This is a genomic window from Kitasatospora xanthocidica (genome assembly GCF_014656195.1).
Taxonomy (GTDB): Bacteria; Actinomycetota; Actinomycetes; order Streptomycetales; family Streptomycetaceae; genus Kitasatospora; species Kitasatospora xanthocidica.
Map to the genome: position 1 here is coordinate 32,736 of NZ_BNBY01000006.1, position 21,202 is coordinate 53,937.

Annotated in this window: 17 protein-coding genes and 1 tRNA gene; 10 read left to right on the forward strand and 8 right to left on the reverse strand. The window is 74.4% G+C overall.

The window, feature by feature from the left end; all coding sequences use genetic code 11:
* The first annotated feature begins 206 nt into the window (after positions 1 to 206).
* A tRNA-Thr gene (locus tag IE332_RS12520) sits at positions 207 to 280 on the forward strand.
* A 135-nt stretch (positions 281 to 415) separates the two neighbouring features.
* Here the strand turns inward: IE332_RS12520 and IE332_RS12525 are convergent.
* From IE332_RS12525 to IE332_RS12550, 6 genes are all read right to left on the reverse strand, one after another.
* Complete coding sequence (locus IE332_RS12525; protein ID WP_189915902.1) at positions 416 to 1,621, reverse strand: sensor histidine kinase; 1,206 nt, start codon at positions 1,619 to 1,621, stop codon at positions 416 to 418.
* Positions 1,618 to 2,367 (reverse strand): two-component system response regulator CseB, encoded by a 750-nt coding sequence (gene cseB / locus IE332_RS12530; protein WP_229928587.1) that lies wholly within the window; start codon positions 2,365 to 2,367, stop codon positions 1,618 to 1,620. Before cseB ends, IE332_RS12525 begins: the two co-directional genes overlap by 4 nt.
* Before the next feature lie 8 nt (positions 2,368 to 2,375).
* On the reverse strand, positions 2,376 to 3,224 hold the full coding sequence (locus IE332_RS12535) for a hypothetical protein (RefSeq protein WP_189915904.1): 849 nt from the start codon (positions 3,222 to 3,224) through the stop codon (positions 2,376 to 2,378).
* A gap of 198 nt (positions 3,225 to 3,422) precedes the next feature.
* Positions 3,423 to 4,070, reverse strand: a complete 648-nt coding sequence (locus IE332_RS12540; protein WP_229928556.1) for a class F sortase — start codon at positions 4,068 to 4,070, stop codon at positions 3,423 to 3,425.
* 187 nt (positions 4,071 to 4,257) lie between these two features.
* Positions 4,258 to 4,710: a hypothetical protein gene (locus tag IE332_RS12545; RefSeq protein WP_189915905.1), complete on the reverse strand. Its 453-nt coding sequence runs from the start codon at positions 4,708 to 4,710 to the stop codon at positions 4,258 to 4,260.
* 365 nt (positions 4,711 to 5,075) lie between these two features.
* Positions 5,076 to 5,885, reverse strand: coding sequence for a site-specific integrase (locus IE332_RS12550; RefSeq protein ID WP_229928557.1), 810 nt, complete (start codon positions 5,883 to 5,885; stop codon positions 5,076 to 5,078).
* Between the two features lie 202 nt (positions 5,886 to 6,087).
* Here IE332_RS12550 and IE332_RS12555 point away from each other — a divergent pair, with 202 nt between their 5' ends.
* The 5 genes from IE332_RS12555 (at position 6,088) to IE332_RS12575 (ending at position 11,526) form a co-directional block, all read left to right on the forward strand.
* Positions 6,088 to 7,359: an MFS transporter gene (locus IE332_RS12555; RefSeq protein WP_189915907.1), complete on the forward strand. Its 1,272-nt coding sequence runs from the start codon at positions 6,088 to 6,090 to the stop codon at positions 7,357 to 7,359.
* 182 nt (positions 7,360 to 7,541) lie between these two features.
* On the forward strand, positions 7,542 to 7,775 hold the full coding sequence (locus IE332_RS12560) for a hypothetical protein (protein WP_189915908.1): 234 nt from the start codon (positions 7,542 to 7,544) through the stop codon (positions 7,773 to 7,775).
* Between the two features lie 192 nt (positions 7,776 to 7,967).
* Positions 7,968 to 8,513, forward strand: coding sequence for a methylated-DNA--[protein]-cysteine S-methyltransferase (locus tag IE332_RS12565; protein ID WP_229928558.1), 546 nt, complete (start codon positions 7,968 to 7,970; stop codon positions 8,511 to 8,513).
* Between the two features lie 254 nt (positions 8,514 to 8,767).
* Positions 8,768 to 10,189, forward strand: coding sequence for a family 2B encapsulin nanocompartment shell protein (locus tag IE332_RS12570; protein ID WP_189915909.1), 1,422 nt, complete (start codon positions 8,768 to 8,770; stop codon positions 10,187 to 10,189).
* A gap of 287 nt (positions 10,190 to 10,476) precedes the next feature.
* Positions 10,477 to 11,526, forward strand: a complete 1,050-nt coding sequence (locus IE332_RS12575; protein WP_189915910.1) for a family 2 encapsulin nanocompartment cargo protein polyprenyl transferase — start codon at positions 10,477 to 10,479, stop codon at positions 11,524 to 11,526.
* Positions 11,527 to 11,587: 61 nt separating this feature from the next.
* On the opposite strand, the gene IE332_RS12580 is transcribed toward IE332_RS12575, so the two are convergent.
* Positions 11,588 to 12,628 (reverse strand): NAD-dependent epimerase/dehydratase family protein, encoded by a 1,041-nt coding sequence (locus tag IE332_RS12580; RefSeq protein ID WP_189915911.1) that lies wholly within the window; start codon positions 12,626 to 12,628, stop codon positions 11,588 to 11,590.
* Positions 12,629 to 12,862: 234 nt separating this feature from the next.
* On the opposite strand from IE332_RS12580, the gene IE332_RS12585 reads away from it, so the two are divergent.
* Positions 12,863 to 14,287 (forward strand): DUF1254 domain-containing protein, encoded by a 1,425-nt coding sequence (locus tag IE332_RS12585; RefSeq protein ID WP_189915912.1) that lies wholly within the window; start codon positions 12,863 to 12,865, stop codon positions 14,285 to 14,287.
* Positions 14,288 to 14,362: 75 nt separating this feature from the next.
* Positions 14,363 to 15,697: a DUF1254 domain-containing protein gene (locus IE332_RS12590; protein ID WP_189915913.1), complete on the forward strand. Its 1,335-nt coding sequence runs from the start codon at positions 14,363 to 14,365 to the stop codon at positions 15,695 to 15,697.
* A gap of 500 nt (positions 15,698 to 16,197) precedes the next feature.
* Here IE332_RS12590 and IE332_RS41865 read toward each other — a convergent pair whose 3' ends face one another.
* On the reverse strand, positions 16,198 to 18,165 hold the full coding sequence (locus IE332_RS41865) for a BACON domain-containing protein (RefSeq protein WP_189915914.1): 1,968 nt from the start codon (positions 18,163 to 18,165) through the stop codon (positions 16,198 to 16,200).
* A gap of 150 nt (positions 18,166 to 18,315) precedes the next feature.
* On the opposite strand from IE332_RS41865, the gene radA reads away from it, so the two are divergent.
* Complete coding sequence (gene radA / locus IE332_RS12600) at positions 18,316 to 19,875, forward strand: DNA repair protein RadA (RefSeq protein ID WP_189915915.1); 1,560 nt, start codon at positions 18,316 to 18,318, stop codon at positions 19,873 to 19,875.
* Between the two features lie 201 nt (positions 19,876 to 20,076).
* Positions 20,077 to 21,135 (forward strand): DNA integrity scanning diadenylate cyclase DisA, encoded by a 1,059-nt coding sequence (disA, locus tag IE332_RS12605; RefSeq protein ID WP_189916216.1) that lies wholly within the window; start codon positions 20,077 to 20,079, stop codon positions 21,133 to 21,135.
* Positions 21,136 to 21,202 lie beyond the last annotated feature (67 nt).

A 21,202-nucleotide genomic window follows, 5' to 3' on the forward strand; every position in this document is an offset into this window, starting at 1 on the left:
GTGGTCTGAACCACTGGAACGAAACCGCGACTCCAGGCGACGCTACCCGCGCTTCCGCGCCCTGTCAGCCCCTCCCGCCCCGATTTCGGCATCGGTTCCATCACGCCAGCCCCACCCCACCAACCCCCGGATATCCCACCACCCCGCCACCCCGGCCCGGTAGACTGCCCCCGGTGCCGCCGTGATCCGTCGCGGACGGTCACCGTGCCTCCTTAGCTCAGCTGGCCAGAGCACCGCTCTTGTAAAGCGGGGGTCGTCGGTTCGAACCCGACAGGGGGCTCCGCGTGTGAAGGGCCAGTTCGCCGGGGTGATCCCGGGCGGGCTGGCCCTTCGGCGTTTCGTTGGTGGGGGCGGCGGGCTGGTGGTGAGCAGGGGGTTTGCGGGAGGGGGAGCTGACGTGTGGTCGGCTCGGGGGTCAGTCGGGTGGGAGGGTGAGGGTGGCGAGGGCGCCGCCGTCGGGGTGGTTGGTGAAGGTGAGGGTGGCGCCGATGACGCGGGTGTGGCCGGTGGCGATGGTGAGGCCGAGGCCGTGGCCGCGGCCGCGTTCGGGGGCGTTGGTGCGGAAGCGTTGGGGGCCGTGCCGGAGGAGGTCGTCGGGGTAGCCGGGGCCGTGGTCGCGGACGGTGATGCGGCGGCCGTCGACGTGGAGGTGGACCGGGGCGGCGCCGTGGCGGTGGGCGTTGATGAGCAGGTTGCCGAGGATGCGGTCCAGTCGGCGCAGGTCGGTGCGGACCCGGGGGCCGTCGGCGACCTCGACGGTGACGTCCAGGCCGGTGAGGGTGACGGTCCGGCGCACCGCGCGGTCCAGCGGGATGGCGGAGAGGTCGGGGGCTTCGGCGTCGGCGTCCAGGCGGGAGACCTCCAGGAGGTCTTCGACCAGGCCGCGCAGGGCCTGGACCCGGTTGCGGACGAGTTCGGTGGGCCGGCCCGGCGGGAGCAGTTCGGCGGCGGTGACCAGGCCGGTGAGCGGGGTTCGGAGTTCGTGGGCGACGTCCGCGGTGAAGCGTTGCTCGTCGGCGAGGCGGCGGTGCAGGGTGCGGGACATCAGGTCGACGGCGGCGGCGAGGTCGGCGACCTCGTCCTTGCCGTCGACGAGTTCGCCGATCCGGGTGTCGGTTCCGCCGGCGGCGATGCCCCGGGCCGCTGTGGCCGCGGTCCGCAGGCGACGGCTGATCCGGTCGGCGACGAGTACGCCGGCCAGCACGGTGGTGAAGACCGCGGCGACGACGGTGAGCAGGATGATCCGGTCCAGGTCGGCGATGGCCTGCCGGTCCTGGGCGAAGTCCACCCGGATGGAGAGCACGCCCTGCTGCACCGGGCCGGCCGCCCACATGGATTCGCCCGCGCCGTCGGTCGCGAGCATCGATCCCTGCCGGCCGCCGGTGGCGAGGGTGTGCAGTCGGCCGGGCAGCGCCGGGTCGTTCAGGGCGGCGCCGCGGCCCGCCACCTCGCCGCTGCGGCCGTAGCCGGTCAGGGAGGATTCGAGGGCGGTGAGGGCGGTGGCGCGGGCCTGGTCGACGTGCTGGCGGATCATCGCCCGGTGGACCAGCAGGCCGACGGCCACCGCGACCAGGACGGAGATGGCGGCGACGGCGGTGGCGATCTGGCGGCGCAGGGTCATGCCGGTCGCCGCAGCTTGTAGCCGAAGCCGCGGACGGTCTCGATCCGGCCGGAGCCGATCTTGGCGCGCAGCCGCTGGACGTGGACGTCCACGACGCGGGTGTCGGCGCCCCACTCGTAGTCCCAGACCCGTTCGAGCAGGGTGGAGCGCTCCAGCACGATGCCGGGTGCGGCGGTGAACTCCAGCAGCAGCCGCAGCTCGGTGGGGGTGAGCGGGACCAGGCGCCCGTCGACCCGCACCTCCATGCTGTCGGTGTCCACCCGGAGGCCGTCGAAGCTGCGGACGGTGGGGGAGGGAGGGGCGGGAGGGGAGGAGGGGGTGGTGGGCGGGGCTTCGGACGGCGGCGTCGGGGCGACCGGGATACGCCGCAGCACGGTGCGGATCCGGGCCACCAGCACGGCGCTCTCGAACGGCTTGACCACGTAGTCGTCCGCGCCGGCTTCGAGGCCGGAGACCACGTCCACCGGGTCGGTGCGCGCCGACATCATCAGGATCGGCAGCTGGCTCTCCTCGCGGATCCGGCGGCAGAGGCCGACCCCGTCGAGCAGCGGCAGCATGACGTCCAGCAGGAGCAGGTCGGGCCGGACGGCGTGGAAGGCCTCCAGCCCCTCCAGTCCGTCGGCGGCCGTGGTGACCGGGAAGCCGTAGCGCTCCAGGGCCATCCGGGTGGCCTCGCGGATCACCTCGTCGTCCTCGACCAGGAGGATGTGCGGCTGGGCGGCGGCGGGGTGCGTCGCGGGGGTCATCGCGGGGGTCATCGCTTCGGCTCCGGGGACACGGTGGGCGTGATCTGCGGGGTGGCCGGCCGGGGCGCGCGCGGGGGCTGGACGGCCGCGCCGGCGGAGGGGGTGGCGGTCGGAACGGCCGACGGGCCGACCGGTGCCGCGGTCTTGACGGCACCGCTGGGCTGGGCGGGGCCCTCCCCGGTGGGCGGACGCACGCCGAGGCCCTCGTCCTTCCGCTCCAGCAGGACGAGCCTGACGCCGTCCCAGTGGTAGTGGCTGCTGGTCCGGACGTAGAGGCTGGTCGACTCGTACAGCCACAGGTCGGAGCCGATGGTCGCGGCGCTGAAGGTCCGTTGGACCTGGACCCGCAGGACGGGCAGCAGACGGTTTTCGGCAGGGGTGTAGACGTGCAGCACCACCGGGCCGGGGGTGATGACGGCGATGATCAGCGAGAGCCGGCCGTCCCCGGTGAGGTCGCGGAACTCGGGACTGCGGATCTCGCAGTTGTCGCAGGAGCCGAGCGCCGTCCGTTCCTCGGCGGTGACGGCCGGGTCCTTGGCGAGGACGGTACGGACGTCGACCGCCGTGACGTCCTGCCCGGGGACGGTCACGTCGGGCACGGGCTGCGGCGGTGGCTGGGTGGCGTCACCGGCGCCGGTGACGGGCTGGGTCGGGGCCGGTGTGGCGTCCAGGGCCGGCCAGAGCGCCTGGGCGACGGGCGGTGGCGTGACCGTCCGGACCGGCCCCTGGTCCCGCAGACCGCCGGGGGTGGACCGGCCGAAGGCCAGCGCGGCGACGGCGAGGAGGACGAGCAGGCCGGCCAGGGCCGCCACGGGGACGGCGCCGGGACGGCGGCGGGGTACGGGTGGTGCTGCCACGGTCGGTGCTCGTCCTCCTGATCTGTGGTGATGCGGCGGTCGGCGGGCCCGCTCCGCCGCGCGGCCCGGTGGCCGCCGAGCGCCCGGGCCCCACTGGTAGGTCGTGCGGACGGCGGCCGGGGGTTCCCGGCGGGGTTCCAGGCCGGTGGCTCCCCGGGGGGCGGATCGGGGCGGATCAGGTACGGAACAGGGGAAGGGTCAGGCCGGGTCGGCCAGCACGATGATGTTGTCCGTCCAGTGGCCGTCCGAGCCGATCCGCCCGCCGCAGGTGATCAGCCGCAGCGCGGGTGCGGGCGTGTTGCCGTAGACCTGTTCGGTGGGGAAGGCGTCCTTGGCGGCCTGGAGCAGTGTACGGACCTTGAAGTCCACGGTGCTGCCGTCCGCCCGCCGGACCTGGATCAGCTCGCCGGGCCGCAGTTTCGGCAGCTGTCGGAAGACCGCCGGGCCGTGCGCGGTGTCGTAGTGCCCGATCAGGACGGCCGGCCCGGTCTCGCCGGGGGTGGGGCCGTTGCGGTACCAGCCGACCTCGTCACCCCGGTCGGCCGGCGGTACCTGCACGGTGCCGTCGGCGTTCAGCCCGAGGTCGGTCACCGGCGCGTCCACTCCGGCGGAGGGGATGAGCAGGCGCGTCGGCGGGGAGGACGGGACGGGCTTCGGGGCGGTGGCCGCTGGGCCGCCGACGGGTGCGGTGCTCCCGGCGGCCGGTGCCGCGGGCGGGGTGTTCGCGGTGCTTCCGTGCCCGGAGGCCTCGATCCGTACCACCGGGGTCTCCCGGCCGGACAGCGCCAGCGAGACGCCGAGCACCAGGCAGAGCAGGCCCGCCGTGCCGAAGGCCGTACGGCGCAAGGCGCTCGGGCCGGGTCTGGCGGCTCGGCGCCGTCCGCGCCGGTGTCCCGGCCCGCGGCCGGGGCCGTTCGCGCGCGTGCGGCCGTGGCCGACGGTCCCCGCCGTCGGGGCGGCCCCGGCGCCGTTCCCCCGACTGGCCGGGTGCGGGGGAACGGCGCCGGGGTGCCCGGCGGACTCGGGACCGGTGTCAGCCGCGCGCACCGGAGCGGCGGCGCAGGACGGCGAAGCCCAGCGCGCCGGCGCCGACGGCCGCGACGGCGCCGCCGCCCGCGAGCATCAGGCCGGAGCTGTCGGAGGCGGTGGAACCGTCGCCTGCCTGCGCGGCGCCCTTCGGCACGTCGCGGACCTGCGGCTGGGTGCCGTTGGGGGCCTGCGGAGCGGCCGGGGCAGGGCTCTTCGGGCCGGCGCTCGGGGTCGCGGTCGGCGCGGCCCCGGCGGGGGCGGCGGGGGCCTTGGGGCCGGCCGCGCTCGGGGTGGCGGTCGGGGTGGCCCCGGCGACCGCAGCGGGGGCGGGGGCCTTCGGGGTGCCGTCGGCCCAGGCCTGTCCGCCGGTCATGACGGTCAGCAGTGCGGCCCCGGTGAGGGCGCAGACCGCCAGGACGCGGCGGGTGGGCGAGTGAACGGTACGGCTCCTGCTCATGCGGTGGTCTCCATCTGCATCGGTGGGATACGTCGGTCTTCGGCGCCGGACGTGCACGTCCTCGTCACGGACGCCCCTCGACCGGGTCGCCGTCGGGTCGGAGGGCCGGTACGGCCGGTACGGCCGGTAGGACTCGTGCGACCGGTGCGGCCGGGGCGTCGTCAGTGACGGTAGGAGGGCCCTGTCGCGGTCCTCGGCCGGTCGTGTCACGGCCGCCCATCGGCTGTGTAACGGTCGTCGCGCGGAACGTACCGGGGTCCGCGCGGTCGTGACCCGGACCGGCTGCCGGTCGCCTCGGAAGGGGCGAACTCGCCTTCAGGGCAGGCGGGTTCGGCTGCCGATCAGGTGCTGCGGAGCCGCTGCCGCTACCGCCCCGTCCGCAGCTGCCGGAGGGTCCGGCCGGGCCCGAGCGCGCCGGTGTGGGCGGTGAACAGCTCCGCCGCGCGGCGGTAGGAGAGGCGGGCGCGGCCGGTGTAGGGGCAGCGGTCGGCGGCGGGGGTGCCGGCGGGGGCGCGGCGGTCGGTGAGGAAGAGCGGGCCGGTGCCGCGGCCGGCGATGAGGAGGGGGAGGAGGCGGGCGGTGCCGGCCCGCCAGTGGACGGGGGCGTGTCCGGGGCGGGTGCGGCGGTGCGGGAGGTCGAGGTGGTCGGTGTCCAGGGCCAGGACGGCCTCGATCACGGCGCCGGATTCGTGCAGCAGGTGCCAGAGCGTCTGTTCGCGCAGCGGCGCGCGGAGGGCGAACAGGGCGTGCAGTTCGTCGGGGGTCAACGGGCCGGCGGTGGCGGGTGGTTCGGGTAGTGGGCGGGGGTGCAGGCCGGTCGTCGGGTCGCCGTCGATCCAGCCGCGGGCCCGCCACCAGGCCACGGCCGCGCGGAGGGTGGAGAGTTCCCGGTTGAGGGTGCGCGGGTCGGTGTCCGTGCCGCGGTGGGTGACGGCGGCGCGGAGCCGCCCGGCGGCGTCCGGGTGGTCGAGCAGGGCGAGCGGCAGTACGGGGGGCCGGGCGCGGCGCCGTTCGGTGCCGGTGGGGGCGGGGCGGTCGGCGAGCGCCCAGGCCCAGGTGTGCAGCGCGATCCGGTAGATCCGCCGGGAGCCCTCGGCGAGCCCGGAGGCGGCCAGGTAGCGCTCGACGGCTACGGCGTACTCGACCGGTGGGAGTCCTGCCGCGCTCTCTGTCACGTTCGCCCTCTTCCGCAGTAAATCAATCATCCGAAGCCGCCGGAAGAATATCCGCCAGGCACAGTAAACAGCAGGTGGACGGCTATTTCCAGGGCTGTTTACTGCGGTAGTCACCGACTCGCCGGAAATTGATGCGGAAAGGCTCAAGTTTTTCCCGGAAACCCTTGAATCCCGTCTCCCCGGAACCCCAGACTTGCTGCCCATGGCAGTGGACACCGAACGGATCCCGGCTCGCCGTAGGCGTCTGGGAGACCGGCTCGCCGTGCTGGGCGAGCGCGAATTCCTGTGGTTCTTCACCGGGTACACGACGTCCCTCGTCGGCTCCTCGATGGCGCCGGTGGCGGTGGCGTTCGCGGTGCTCGACGGCGGTGGCGGCGGCACCGACCTGGGGTGGGTGATGGCGGCCCGGATCCTCCCGGTGGTGCTGGTGCTGCTGGCCGGCGGGGTGATCGCCGACCGGCTCGGCAGCCGCCGGGTGATGCTGGGGTCGGACCTGCTGCGCGGGCTGGTCCAGGCGCTGTTCGCCGGGCTGCTGCTGGCCGGGCACGCGCCGGTCTGGGCGATGGTCGCTCTGGTGGCCGTGTGGGGGGTCGGGGAGGGGCTGTTCATGCCGGCCTTCGGTGCGATCGTGCCCGGGCTGGTGCGCCGGAAGGAGCTGTTGGCGGACGCCAACACCCTGCTGGGGCTGTCCCGTTCGGTGTCCACTGTGGTCGGTCCGGCCGCGGCCGGCCTGCTGACCGCAGCGTGGGGCCCGGCCGCCGTGCTGCTGGTCGACGCGGTGACGTACGGCGTCGGGGCCTTCGCGCTGGCCGCGCTGCGGCTGCCCGGGCGCGGGCCGTCGGGCGGCGGCGGGGAGTCGATGATCGAGGACCTGCGGGCGGGCTGGTCGGAGTTCGCCTCCCGTCCGTGGCTCTGGCTCACCACCGCGCAGATGGGCCTGTTCAACCTGCTGGTCTGGGCGCCGTTCCTGGTGCTCGGCCCGCTGACCGCGCAGCGGGACCTCGGCGGTGCCAGCGCCTGGGGCCTGGTGATGGGTGTGTACGGGGCCGGCGCGGTGCTCGGCGGGCTGCTGATGCTCGGCCGTCGGCCCGCCCGTCCGCTGGCGGTGGCCACCGTGGCCGGACTGGGCTGGGCGCTGCCGTCCGGGGCGCTCGCGGCCGGGGCCTCGTTGCCCTGGGTGGTCGCGGGCGGGCTGGTGGCGGGGGTCGGCTCGGCGGTCTGCGGGACGCTGTACGGCACGACGATGCAGGAGTGGGTCCCGGTGGAACTGCTCGGGCGGCTGACCTCCTTCGGCGCGCTCGGCTCCTTCGTCCTCGGCCCGCTCGGTCTGGCGGCGGCCGGCCCGCTGTCCGGCCGGTTCGGGATCGGCGGCGTGTTGCTGCTCGGGTCTGTCTGGCAACTGGCCGCCGGGGCCGTAGTGTTGGGCATACCGGCCGTACGGAATCGGCGCTGGGAGGAGGCGCCGGAGAACTGACCAACCCCTCGGACGGCTCCGGGGCGCACCCCCGGCCCCCGGTGCGACCCACCGCGCACCGTGCCCGGCCGGCCCCGGAGTGCAACCGGCTGCCCCACCCGCGCACGCAGGCCTCCGCGGCGGGCGGGGCGGCCGACCCGGTCGTACCGTGGAGGGGCGGGGGTGACGGAGGAGGTCGACCAATGCCCGGTTCGCTCACCATCAGCCACCACGAGTCCGCGGTCGCCCTGGACCACACGGACGCCGAGCGGCTCGCCACGGTACTGGCCGAGCTGGCGTACCTGCTGGAGATCCCGGGGCCGAACCGGATCAACGAGGCGCAGCTCGCCCTGCTGTGCGAGGGCCGCGCCCCGGACCGCGCCGAACTGGCGCACTGGTCCCAGGCGCTGGCCACCCGGCTGAAGGGGCGGCTCTGACCGGAGTCGTCCGTGTCCGGCCGGCGGCCGACCGCGCCTGACCGCGCCGATTCGGCGGTCGACCGCGCCCGCCCGGAGGCCGACCGCGACCGGGGTGCCGATCGGCCGCCGTACGATGGCGCGCGGGGCGGGGAAGCCCTCCGGGCGCCGGGGTGGCCGGCGGCCGGTCCGGCGGAGGGCGGGGGCCCGAGCGTGTCGCAGTCCTGGTCGATGTCCTGGCTGACCGTGCCGACTCCGCTGCCCAGCGGCCCGATGCACATCGCGGTGACCCCGCTCGGCGTGGCGGCGGCCGGGTACGGCGGACGGGACGGCGAGGCGCCCTCGTGCACCGACGACACGAAGATCGCCGCCGTCACCGAGCGGATCGGCGCCTATCTGGCGGGCCGCACGCGTGAGTTGGGCCTGCCGATCGACTGGAGCCTGAGCTCCGGGCCGCACCGCGCCGTGCTGCAGACGCTCTGGCGCGAGGTGCCGTTCGGCCGCACCGTCACGTACGGCGAACTGGCCTCCCGCAGCGGGGTGTTCGAGGGCGTCACGGAGCCCGGCCTGGCCGCCCGGACGGTCGGGCAGATGATGGCCGCCAACCCGGTCGCGCTGCTGGTGCCCTGCCACCGGGTGGTGGCGGCGGACGGGATCGGCGGCTTCGGCGGCGGCCGGGTCGGGATCGAGGTGAAGCGCTGGCTGCTCACCCTGGAGGGGGTGTTGGAGCCGACGCTCGACTGGGACGGGCCGCTTTAGCGGTGGGGCCCGGACCTTGTCAAGGGGAGGCGCGGGGGGCGGGGTCGATGGGGCAAGATGGGATGCCGGGTTCCGGTCTGTTCGAATGAACGGTCGAATTGATATCGATCAGGTGATCCAGTCGTACTATTTGTTCGGTTGTTCCAAACCACTCGAATGAGTGATTGCGGGCTGCCTTCGAATGGGCCCACGATGAAGCTGCAACACGAATGTGCAAGGCGACGATTCATCGGGATATGCGAAGGGCTCCCCTCATGTCGACCGAAACCAATGCCGGTATTCCCGCGCCAGGTGCGCAGTCGGAAGTCCGGCAGCAGCAGAGTCTGAGCACGGCGGGCGCGCGGAACCTCGCCACGACCACCAAGTCCGCGCCGCAGATGCAGGGCATCAGCCCGCGCTGGCTGCTCAGGAAGCTGCCCTGGGTGCAGGTGTCCGGCGGTACCTACCGGGTCAACCGCCGCCTGCGCTACGCGGTCGGCCGGGGCCGGGTGGGCTTCGTCAAGACCGGTGCCGACGTGCGGATCGTCCCGCCGACGCTCGCCGAGGTGCCGGTGCTGCGCGGATTCCAGGACGAGGCGGTGCTGGAGGAGCTGGCCTCGCGCTTCGTGCAGCGGGAGTTCAACCCCGGGGACGTCCTGGTCGAGGCGGGCACGCCGATCACCGAGGTCTTCGTGATCGCGCACGGCAAGCTCGACCGGATGGGCACCGGCAAGTACGGCGACGAGACGGTCGTCGGTACCCTGGCCGACGGCGACCACCTCGGCGACGAGGCCGTCCAGCAGGACGGCGGCAACTGGCCGTACACCGTCCGCGCCGCGACCTCCGGCACCGTGCTGGTGCTGTCCTGGCCCGCCTTCGAGGAGCTGCACGACCGCTCCGAGGCGCTGCAGCTGCAGGTCATCGAGTACCTGAACGGCTTCCAGCAGGCGCAGAACAAGCACGGCGAGGCCGCGATCGACCTCTCCGCCGGCCACGAGGGCGAGTACGAGCTGCCCGGCGCCTTCGTCGACTACGAGCTCAAGCCCCGCGAGTACGAGCTGAGCGTCGCGCAGACCATCCTCAAGGTGCACAGCCGCGTCGCCGACCTCTACAACCAGCCGATGAACCAGACCGAGCACCAGCTCCGGCTGACCATCGAGGCCCTGCGGGAGCGCCAGGAGCACGAGCTCGTCAACAACCCCGAGTTCGGCCTGCTGGAGAACGCCGCGTACGACCAGCGGATCCAGACCCACTCCGGCCCGCCCACCCCGGACGACATGGACGAGCTGCTCAGCCGCCGCCGCAGCACCAAGATGTTCCTGGCCCACCCCAGGGCCATCGCCGCCTTCGGCCGGGAGCTCAACAAGCGCGGCATCAACCCCGGCACCGTCGAGGTCGAGGGCCGCCACGTCATGTCCTGGCGCGGGGTCCCGGTCTTCCCGTGCAACAAGATCCCGATCACCGGCGGGAACACCAGCTCGATCATCGCGATGCGGGTCGGCGAGGACAACCAGGGTGTCATCGGGCTGCACCAGACCGGAATTCCGGACGAATACCAGCCGAGCCTTTCGGTCCGGTTCATGGGAATCGACGAGAAGGCCATCATTTCCTACCTGGTGAGCGCCTACTACTCCGCCGCGATCCTGGTGCCGGACGCCGTCGGCGTCCTGGAGAACGTGGACATCGCGCAGCGCTGACGGCGGCCCGGCGAGGCCGACCGGAGATCCACGCCGTCCGGCCGGAGGTGCCCACCGCACCCCGGCCGGACGGCGCGTCCCGGCACGCCCCGAACCGTACGAGCCGAGCCGTGCTCGCTGGGCCGCGCTAGCCGGGCCGCGCTAGCCGGGGCGCGCTAGCCGGGGCGTGCTGGCTGGGCCGTGCGTCCCGGTCGCCGTGCCCGAACACCGCCCGACATCCACAGCGCCGTTCCGGCCCGCCCGCACCGGGCCGTCCCGGGACGGGCGCCGACAAGGGGGAGAGACCCATGACGAGTCCCACGCTGGAACGGGACCACAAGGAGGGGCACGAGGCGACGGACATCCTCGCCCGTGCCCGCGCGCTGGTCGACCCGGTCATGCGGGCCGCCGTCGACTCGCTGCCCGGCACGATGCGCAAGGTCGCGGGCTACCACTTCGGCTGGTGGGAGGCGGACGGCACGCCCGCCGCGGCCTCCGCTGGCAAGGCGATCCGACCGGCCCTGGTCCTCGCCGCCACCCAGGCCCTGGGCGGCACGCCCGGCGAGGCCGCTGCCGCGGCCGCCGCGGTGGAGCTGGTGCACAACTTCACCCTGCTCCACGACGACGTCATCGACCGGGACGACACCCGGCGCCACCGCCCCACCGCCTGGCGGGTGTTCGGCACCACCGAGGCCATCCTGGCCGGGGACGCCATGCACTCCCTCGCGCTGCGGCTGCTCGCCCAGGACACCCACCAGGCCGCTCACGGCTCGATCCGCCGGCTCGCCGACTGCGTGGTCGAACTGTGCGAGGGCCAGCAGATCGACTGCGCCTTCGAGCAGCGCAACGACGTCTCGCTGCCCGAGTGCCTGGCGATGGCGGAGGCCAAGACCGGTGCCCTGCTCGGCGCCGCCTGCGCGATGGGAGCCCTGTACGGGGGCGCGTCCGAGGAGACGGCGCAGGCGATGGACGGCTTCGGCCGGGAGATCGGCCTGGCCTTCCAGCTGATCGACGACCTGATCGGTATCTGGGGGGATCCGGCGGTGACCGGCAAGCCGGTCGGGGCGGACCTGGTCGCCCGGAAGAAGTCGCTGCCGGTGGTCGCGGCGCTGAGCTCCGGCACCGCCGAGGGCCGGCGGCTGGCCGAGCTCTACGCGCTCGAACGTCCGCTGAGCCCCGAGGAGTTGGCCCAGTGCGCGGCGGCGGTGGAGGCGGCCGGCGGGCGTGGCTGGGCGCAGGGGCAGTCCTGCGAGCGGATGGCCGCGGCGATGGCGCAACTGGCCGCCGCCGTACCGGAGCCGGCCGCGGCCGACGAACTGCTGGCGCTCGCCGAGCTGGTCACCCGCCGTTCGCACTGAGGGTGCGGTCCGTCGGGGAGTGGGAAGTCGGCCCGTCCGACTTCCCACTCCCATGGCCGGCTCACGCCAAGGCGGCCAACAGCCGCCGCTCCTTCCCTGGTTCGATGCCCATGGGTGTCGCCGTACCCGGCCGCCCCTTGCGTCCGTCGGCGGCGGTGTCCTCGGCCGGTCCGCGCGTCCGCAGCCAGTCCCAGGTGTCGCGGGCGGTCTCGGCGAACGGTCGGCAGCGCAGCCCGGCCGCCTCCGCCCGGCCGGTGTCGGCGAGCCAGGTGCCCGCAATCTCGGGCAGGTCCGGTGCCCAGAGCGGGAGTTCGCTCCAGGGCTCGACCCGGTCCGGCCCCTCGGCGAGCAGCGGGGCGTCCGGCACCCAGACCAGTTCGGTGTCCGTGGCGCCCGCGACCGTCCGGCAGGTCTCCAGCCACTCGCCGAAGCTCAGCCGCCCGGGCGGGGCCGTGGTGAGGAACCGGCCCGCCGTCCCGGCCGTCAGCAGGTCCAGCCCGAAGGCGGCGAAGTCCCGGACGTCGATCACCTGCATGGTCCGGTGCGGATCGCCCGGGGCGAGCACCCGCCCGCCGCGCGCCATCCGCTCCAGCCACCAGGGCAGCCGGCCGCCGATCTCGTACGGTCCGATGAGCAGCCCGCTGTTGAGGACCAGTGAACGCCCGGCGCCGAAGCCCTCCAGCACGGCGCGCTCGCAGCCGGCCTTCAGGGCGGCGCTGAACGGCTGATCGGGCGGGGTGTCGGCTGGGCAGGGGTGGAGCGGGGAGTCCTCGCCGATCACCCGGGCGGGCCAGTCGGCGAAGGCGTGCACGGAGGAGACGAAGGTGTAGTGGCCGGCCCGCTCGCGCAGCAGCCGTGCGGTGAGCACGGCTTGGGCGGGCTGCTGGGCGGAGGTGTCGACGACGGCGTCCCAGGTGCGTCCGTCGATCAGCCGGGCGAGGTCCTCCGCGCTGTCGCGGTCGCCCCGGACGGCCTCGACCCCGGGCAGGTCGGCGGCGCTGCGGCCGCGGTTGAACGTGGTCACCTGGTGGCCCCTGGCGAGGGCCTCGACGGCGTAGGCCCGTCCGAGGAAGGACGAGCCTCCGAGCAGGAGGATCTTCATACCGCTCACCCTCTCCCGGCCGTCCCGCCGGTACGCCCGGATTAGCGCTGAGCAGATTCCGCGACCGTCCGGATCCCGTGGGCGCCCGGATCCCGCGGCGGTCCGGATCCCGCGACGGTCCGGTATCCCGGGGAGCGCCCGGCCCGACATGCCGCCCCCTCCCCGTCCACTTAGCATCCGATCTGTATCGGTCCATACCGATTCGACCGGATTCGGCAGTGGGAGAGCGACAGCATGGTCAACCCGGCACTCGTGGATCCGGACACCGTCCGCGCGACCGCCGCCGAGGCCTGGATCCGCGCCCAACCCCTCCTGCGCACCTACCGCCGCCTCTACGCCCAGGCCCTGGACGACGCGGACCCGTCGTACCTCGGCGGCTTCGGCGTCTTCCGCCACCACCCGAGGCCGCCCACCCCCGCCGACACCCCGACCGGCGCCCCGACCGACACCCCGACCGGCGCCCCCACTGGCACCCCCGTTGTCGGCACCGAAGCCGCCGCCGCCGTCGGCAGCGAGGCCGGGGACACCCCGTACTCCCGCGCCTGGCTCGACCTGCGCGCCGAACCCTGGGTCGTCTCGGTCCCCGCCGAGGACCGCTACTACGTCCTACCGCTGCAGGAACTCGACGGCGTGTACGCCGGGTTCATCGGCTCCCGGACCACCGGCCCGGAGGCCGGCGACCACCTGGTGGCCGGCCCCGACTGGAAGGGCGAGCCCCCGCCGGGCATTCGCAGCGTGACCCGCACCGCCACCCGACTGGTCGGCATCCCCGGCCGCACCCGGCTCACCGGCGACACCTCGGTCGAAGCCGCCGAACTCGCCGCCGTCCAGGAGCGGTACCGGCTGCGCCCGCTGCACGAGTACGCCGGCACGCCCGCGCCGGACCCCGCGCCGGAGCCGGTCTGGCCGGTCTGGCGCGAGGAGATCCCGGACGGCGTCGAGTTCCTCTCCCTCCTCGACTTCCTGCTCGGCTTCTTCCCGCCGGCCGGCCCCGTCCCACTGCCGCCCGCCGAGACCGACCTGCGCGGCCGCCTCGCCGACCTCGGCGTCGACGGCCGCGGCGAGTTCGAGCCCGCCGCCCTCCCGCTGGAGGCGCGCGCCGAGATCGAACGCGGCATCGCCGACGGCCGCGCGCGGCTCCGGGGAGCCCTCGCCGGACTCCGCGACCGGTGCGGCCTGTCCGGCACCCGCGAGCAGATCGGCGGCGACTTCCTCCGGCAGGCCGTCAGTGCCCTGGTCGACCTCGACGGACTGCCCACCGAGGAGGTCTGGTACGACAGCTGGCAGGCGGACAGCGCGGGCCACCGCCCGCCGAACGCCGCCGACCGCGACCACGTCATCCGCTTCGCCCCGGACGCGCTGCCGCCGGCCCGCTTCTCCTGGTCCGCCACCCTCTACGAGCTGTCCGGCGAGCTGCACCGGCTGGTCGACAACACCCTGGACCGCTACTCCATCGGCGACCACACCCCCGGCCTGGTCCGCGACCCGGACGGCGGCCTCACCCTCCACATCCGGCACAAGCGCCCCGCCGACGCCGGCCACTCCGCCAACTGGCTGCCCGCCCCGGACGGCCCGTTCACCGTGGTGCTCCGGCTCTACGGCCCGGACCGGGCCGTCCTCGACGGCAGCTGGCGGCTTCCCCCGCTCGACCCGCGCTGACCACCGACTGCCCCGCCCGCCCCGGCCGTCCCGACCCGACCGCTCCGACCGCCCCGACCGTACGAAGGACCCCCGATGAACCAGCCCGAGCTGGAGGCACTGGCCGCCGACGCGTACGTCTACGGCTACCCGCTGGTCGCCGGCCTCACCATGGTCGAGCGCTTCATCAGGGGCGGCCTGGGTACCCTGCCGGCCGCGCCGTTCAACCACTTCAGCCACGCCACCCGGCTGGCCGGCCCGGCCGACGACTTCGTCTCGGTCAACAACGACACGATCTACTCGATCGCCCAACTGGACCTCGCCGAAGGCCCGCAGGTGCTGCACGTCCCGGACACCGACGGTTCCTACTACGTGCTGCAGTTCATCGACGCCTGGACGGAGAACGTCGCCTACCTCGGCCGCCGCGCCACCGGCACCGCCGCGCAGACCTGGCTGATCGTCCCGCCCGGCTGGCACGGCACCCCGTCGGACCCGGACCGCGTCATCGAACTGCCCACCACCGTCGGCACCGTGGTCGGCCGCTTCGCCTGCACCGGCCCGGACGACCTGCCCCGGGTCCGGGCCCTGCAGTCCGCTCTCGTCCTGGAACCGCTGGAACCCGGCGGCCTGGTCGCCGGACTGCCCGAGCCCGACCCGGACGTCCCCGAACGGCTGGCCTTCTTCGAACGCATGCGGGTCTGGATGCAGGCGTTCCCACCGGCCACGGCGGACATCGAGTACCAGCGCCGCTTCGCCCCGCTCGGCCTGCTGGACGATGGCGCCTCGCCGTACCGGGCGGCAGTCCCCGAGTGGACGCTCGCACTGGCCAAGGGCCTGGCCGCCGGCCGCGAACGGGTCGAGGACGCCACCCGCCCGCCCGAGGACCACCCGCCCGGCGAATGGCGCTCGGCCCTCCACCTCTTCGACTACAACACCGACCACCTCGGCCCCGGCACCCTCGACGACCCCGAGTGGCGCATCCCCGACCGCCGCGCCGCCTACCTCAGCCGCGCCGCCGCCGCCCGCGCCGGCCTCTGGGGCAACCACGCCTACGAGGCCTCGTACGCGATGACCTACGACGACTCCGACGGGCGCCCCCTCAACGGTGCCAACAGCTACACCCTGCGCTTCGACCGGATGCCCCCGGCCGAGGCCTTCTGGTCCGTCACGATGTACTCCGTCCCGGACTACTACCTGGTGGAGAACCCGATCGACCGCTACTCGATCGGCGACCGCACCCCCGGCCTGGTCTACGGCGACGACGGCTCCCTCACGGTGACCCTCCAGCACGACCACCCCGAGGACCCCACCGCCGCCGCCAACTGGCTCCCCGCCCCACCCGGCGACTTCCGCCCCATCATCCGCCTCTACCAACCCGAACCCCCCGTCCTCGACGGTACCTACCAGGTCCCCCCGATCCACCGCAGCTGACACCGAGGGCCGGGGCCTGTCGGCCTGCCGAGCGGCGATTATGAAGACCGGTCTACATGCTGTGCTGCCCGGTGGGCCCGGCGCGGCGCGCGAGAAGTCGGGCTGGTCGACTTTCTGTGCTCGTGGTGTTCGCCGGGGCAGGAATATGGCGACCGGTCTACATATTTTGCGGCGCGGGAGCTGGGTCAGCCCGGCGCGGTGCGCGAGAAGTCGGTCTGGCCGACTTCCTGTGCTCGCGGTATTCGCCGGGGAAGAATTATGAAGACCGGTCTACATGCTGTGCTGCCCGGTGGGCCCGGCGCGGTGTACGAGAAGTCGGTCTGGCCGACTTCCTGTGCGCTCTGATGCCCGGGAGGGCAGGATTATGACGACCGGTCTACATATTGCTTGGGCACTGCCATCAGGTCGTGCGCGAGAAGTCGGACTGGTCGACTTCTCGCGCACCTGACTGCCGAACACGAGGAGTTGGCAAGCGCGCCGCTGCCTGGTGGGCGATCGCCCTAATGAGCCGAGGCTGATGCTGACGCCGACGCCGGGGCGGTTGGGGTTCCCGTCGGGTGGGGTGAAGTGCTGTTCGTCGGGGTTGCCGTTGGTGTGCCCGAGGGGGACGGCGAGCCCGTCGGGGTGTGCGACGGGGGCGGCGAGGACGGCGAGCCGGACGGCGTGGGTGTGCCCGTGGGGGGCGGCGAGATGGTGGCGGAGCCGGTGGCGGTCGGGGTGGCGGAGGCCGTGGGTGAGGGGTCGGCGGGCGAGGAGGCCGAGCCGCCGCGGTTGCGCGGGCCGCCTTCGAGCGTGACCACGGCCTGGGAGGGCGGCAGTGCGATGCGGGCGGTCCACTGGGTGGTCGGCGCGAGGTCCTCGTCCACGGTGACGATCACGGTGATCCGCTGCCCGGGTGCGAGGGTGCCGGAGTCGCGGCTGAGCCGGAGCCAGCCGGCGTCGGTCACCGCGTGCCAGCGGATTTCCGTGGTGCCGGAGTTGGTGAGGGTGAGGACGGTGCGGTTGCCGTACTCGCCGGCTTCGACAGTGAGCAGTCCGGTGGGGGCGGGTTCGGCCGCGCCCGGTGCGGAGGCCCGGTCGACCACGGGGGCCGGGGCGGCGACCAGGGTCGGGCTGCTGAGCGGGGTGGCGCCGTGGGCCGGGACGGGGATCACGGCGCCCTGGAAGGTCAGCCGTGGAAATCCGGGGAGCAACGTTTCTGCACCACCGATTCCACCGCCGCCGGCACCGCCCGCCCCGGCCAGTTCCAGCCCCGGCATGCCCGGTACGCCCTGGCCGGCGCCGGAATGGTCGAGCGACTGCGGCGGCCGTTGCCCGGTCACCCGCCCGGCCTCGTCCACCCGGACCGCCGACACCGAGGCCGCCGAGCCCGACCCGCCGCCGCCCCGGTGTCCGGCCCAGAGGGCGACCACGGGTGCCGCCAGGACGGCCGCGAGCACGCCGGTGGTCACCACCCGCCGACGGACCGCCAGTCCGCGCCCCGCGTCCGGCGCCCGGTGCCGGGGGAATCCGCTCTGGTCGAACCGCAACCCGGGCTCCAGCACCGACGCAACCGACGCAACCGCCGCCACCGCCGTCACCGACGCCACACCCGTGGCACTCGCCGCGCCCCCGACGCCCGCCGCGCCCCCGAGGCCCCCTGCCCCGCCCACGGACACCGGAGCCCCCAGCAGCGGCAGCCCCGACAGCCCCGCCGTGCCCGCCGCCGCCTCGCCGGCCACCCGCTCGGCCGTTCCCCGGCAGGTCGGGCAGTCCACCACGTGCTGCACCAGTTCCCGCCGCAGCGCCGGGCCGAGGACCCAGTCCCGCCAGGACTCGGCCCCGGCCCCGCCGAGCCGGTCGAGTTCCGGGCAGCTGCCCACGCCGAGCACCAGCAGCGCCGCCCTGGTCCGGGCCACTTCGGCCTCGGCGCCGGTCAGCAGTTCCCGGGTCCGTTCGAACGGCAGGCCCAGGACCGCCGCCACCTCCAGCGGGGTGAGCCGGTGCCGGACGGACAGTTCCAGCGCCTCGCGCTGTTCGGGGTCGGTGCCGGCCGCCTCCGGCCAGGCGAGCGAGGCCAGCTCGCGCCGCCGCCGGGCGGCCTCGGTCTCGCTCGGCTCCGCCCCGGAGGCCCGTCCGGCACCGAGCCTGCCGTCAGCCCCGTCCAGACCCCCGCCCCCGTCCAGACCCCCGCCCCCGTCCAGACCGCCGCTCCCGCCCCCGTCCCGGCCCCCGCCCCCGGCCGTGAGCCGGCGCAGGCAGCAGTACCGGGCCAGCGAGAACAGCCAGGCCCGGACGAGTCCGGGTTCGGCCAGTCGGGCGCCGTGCCGCCGGGCCAGCTCACGGACCTCGCGCAGGGCGTCGGCGGCGGCGTCGTGTTCGCACAGCACCGAGAGGCAGTAGGTGAACAGGCCGTCCACCTGCCGGTCGTAGGCCACGAGTACGGCGGCGGCCTGGGGCCCGGCCGGCCCAAGGGTTCGCGTTGTCACCCGTCCGACGGTAGAGACCCCGGACGGCCCGCCCCCGCCATTCGCGCCGTATGTACTTCTTTCGGGTAACAACATCGCCCATCTGTGTGGACGCGCGGCGAGTCCGGTGGCGGACCGCCGCTGTCGTACCCAGGCGCTACCGTGGGCCGCATGCCTCCGCGTTCCAAGACCACCGCCAAGCCGCGCCCGGCCTACCGCTGCACCGAGTGCGGCAACCAGCTGCCCAAGTGGGTCGGCCGCTGCCCGGAGTGCAACGCCTGGGGGACGGTCGAGGAGTACGGCGCGGTGCCGATCCGGACGACGGCCGCCGGTCCGGTCAGCGCGCCGGCCCGTCCGATCGGCCAGGTGGACGGGCAGGTCGCGACGGCCCGCTCGACGGGCGTGCCGGAGCTGGACCGGGTGCTCGGCGGCGGGCTGGTCCCCGGTGCGGTGGTGCTGCTGGCCGGCGAGCCCGGTGTCGGCAAGTCGACCCTGCTGCTGGACGTCGCGGCCAAGGCGGCCACCGCGCAGCACCGCACCCTCTACGTCACGGGCGAGGAGTCGGCGAGCCAGGTCCGGCTGCGCGCGGACCGGATCGACGCGCTCTCCGAGCACCTCTACCTCGCCGCCGAGTCCGATCTGGGCGCCGTGCTCGGGCACATCGAGGCGGTCGGCCCCGGCCTGCTGATCCTGGACTCGGTGCAGACCATCGCCTCCGCCGAGCTGGACGGCGCCCCCGGCGGCCCGGCCCAGGTCCGCGAGGTGGCGGGCGCGCTGATCCGGGCGTCCAAGGACCGCGGCATGGCCACCCTGCTGGTCGGCCACGTCACCAAGGACGGCCAGATCGCCGGTCCGCGCCTGCTGGAGCACCTGGTGGACGTGGTGCTGAGCTTCGAGGGCGACCGGCACGCCCGGCTGCGTCTCATCCGCGGGGTCAAGAACCGTTACGGCGCCACCGACGAGGTGGGCTGCTTCGAGCTGCACGACGAGGGCATCGTCGGCCTGGCGGACCCGTCCGGCCTCTTCCTGACCAGGCGTGACAAGCCGGTCCCCGGCACCTGCCTCACCGTCACCCTGGAGGGCAAGCGCCCGCTGGTGGCGGAGGTGCAGGCGCTGATGGTGGATTCGCAGATCCCGTCCCCGCGCCGCACCACCTCGGGCCTGGAGTCGCCCCGGATCGCGATGATCCTGGCCGTGGTCGAGCGGCACGGCGGGGTGAAGCTCGGCAAGCAGGACATCTACACCGCGACGGTGGGCGGGGTGAAGCTGAGCGAGCCGTCCGCCGACCTCGCGGTCGCGCTCGCGGTGGCCAGCTCCTCGACCGACACCCCGCTGCCCAGCAACCTGGTGGCGATCGGCGAGGTCGGCCTGGCGGGCGAGGTGCGGCGGGTGACGGGTGTGCAGCGGCGGCTGGCCGAGGCGCACCGGCTGGGCTTCACCCATGCCCTGGTCCCGCCGGACCCGGGCAAGGTGCCGCCGGGCATGAAGGTGGTCGAGGTGGCCGACATCGGCGAGGCGCTGCGGGCCATCCCGGGCCGTCGCCGGTCCGCCGCCAAGCCGCGCGGCGAGGCCCGTACCGATGCCCGTACCGACGTCCGTGCCGAGGCCCGTACCGAGGCCCGTGGTGAGGCTCCGTCGGCGCCGCCGGCACCCCGTTCGGCCCGGGTCGCCGCGTACCCGGAGGAGCTGATGGACGGCTGGGAGCCGCTCGACTCCGACGAACTGCGCTGACCCAAGCCCTGCCGAAGCCACACGCAGTTAGACTTTCCCCAGTCTCATTGGCCAGAAGGCAGTACCGAGCGGTACTGAGCGACAGAGCAACAGACCGCGGACCGGCGCACGGCGCGAGGCGCGCGGCACGGGGTCGACCGGAGGAGTCACGTGGCAGCCAGCGACCGGGGGGCGGACAAGGCCTCCCGTGAGGAGGCCCTGCTGCGGGCCTCCCTCACCGCCATCGCGCCCGGCACGGCGTTGCGTGACGGCCTGGAGCGGGTCCTGCGGGCCAACACCGGCGGCCTGATCGTGCTGGGCTTCGACAAGACCGTCGAGTCGATCTGCACCGGCGGCTTCGTGCTGGACGTCGAGTTCACCGCCACCCGGCTGCGCGAGCTGTGCAAGCTCGACGGCGCGGTGGTGCTGGACAAGGACATCACCAAGATCGTCCGGGCCGGTGTCCACCTGATGCCGGACTCGACCATCCCGACCGACGAGACGGGCACCCGGCACCGCACCGCCGAGCGCGTCAACCGGCAGACCGGCTTCCCGGTGGTCGCGGTCTCGCACTCGATGCGGCTGATCGCGATGTACGTCAACGGCACCCGCCGGGTGCTGGAGGACTCCACCACCGTGCTGTCCCGCGCCAACCAGGCGCTGGCCACCCTGGAGCGCTACAAGCTGCGCCTGGACGAGGTGGCCGGCACGCTCTCCGCGCTGGAGATCGAGGACCTGGTGACGGTCCGGGACGTCACCGCCGTGGCCCAGCGCCTGGAGATGGTCCGGCTGATCGCCACCGAGATCGCCGGCTACGTGCTGGAACTCGGCATCGACGGCCGGCTGCTCTCGCTGCAGCTGGACGAGCTGATCGCGGGCGTGGAGCCGGAGCGCGAACTGGTCGCCCGGGACTACTTCCCGGAGCGGGCCGCCAAGAAGGGCCGGACGGTCAACGAGGTGCTGGCCGACCTGGAGGCGCTCACCCACGCCGAGCTGCTGGACCTGCAGACCGTGGCCAAGGCGCTCGGCTACTCGGGCTCGCCGGAGTCGCTGGACTCCGCTGTCTCGCCGCGCGGCTACCGCCTGCTGGCGAAGATCCCGCGCCTGCCCAACACGGTGATAGAGCGCCTGGTCGAGCACTTCGGCGGCCTGCAGAAGCTGCTCGCCGCGAGCATCGACGACCTGCAGACGGTGGAGGGCGTCGGCGAGACCCGGGCCCGCTCGGTCCGTGAGGGCCTCTCCCGCCTTGCCGAATCGTCCATCCTGGAGCGCTACGTCTGACCCGACGCGCGCACGACGACGGACGGCCCCCGGGGGAAACGCTTCCCCGGGGGCCGTCCCGCGTCCC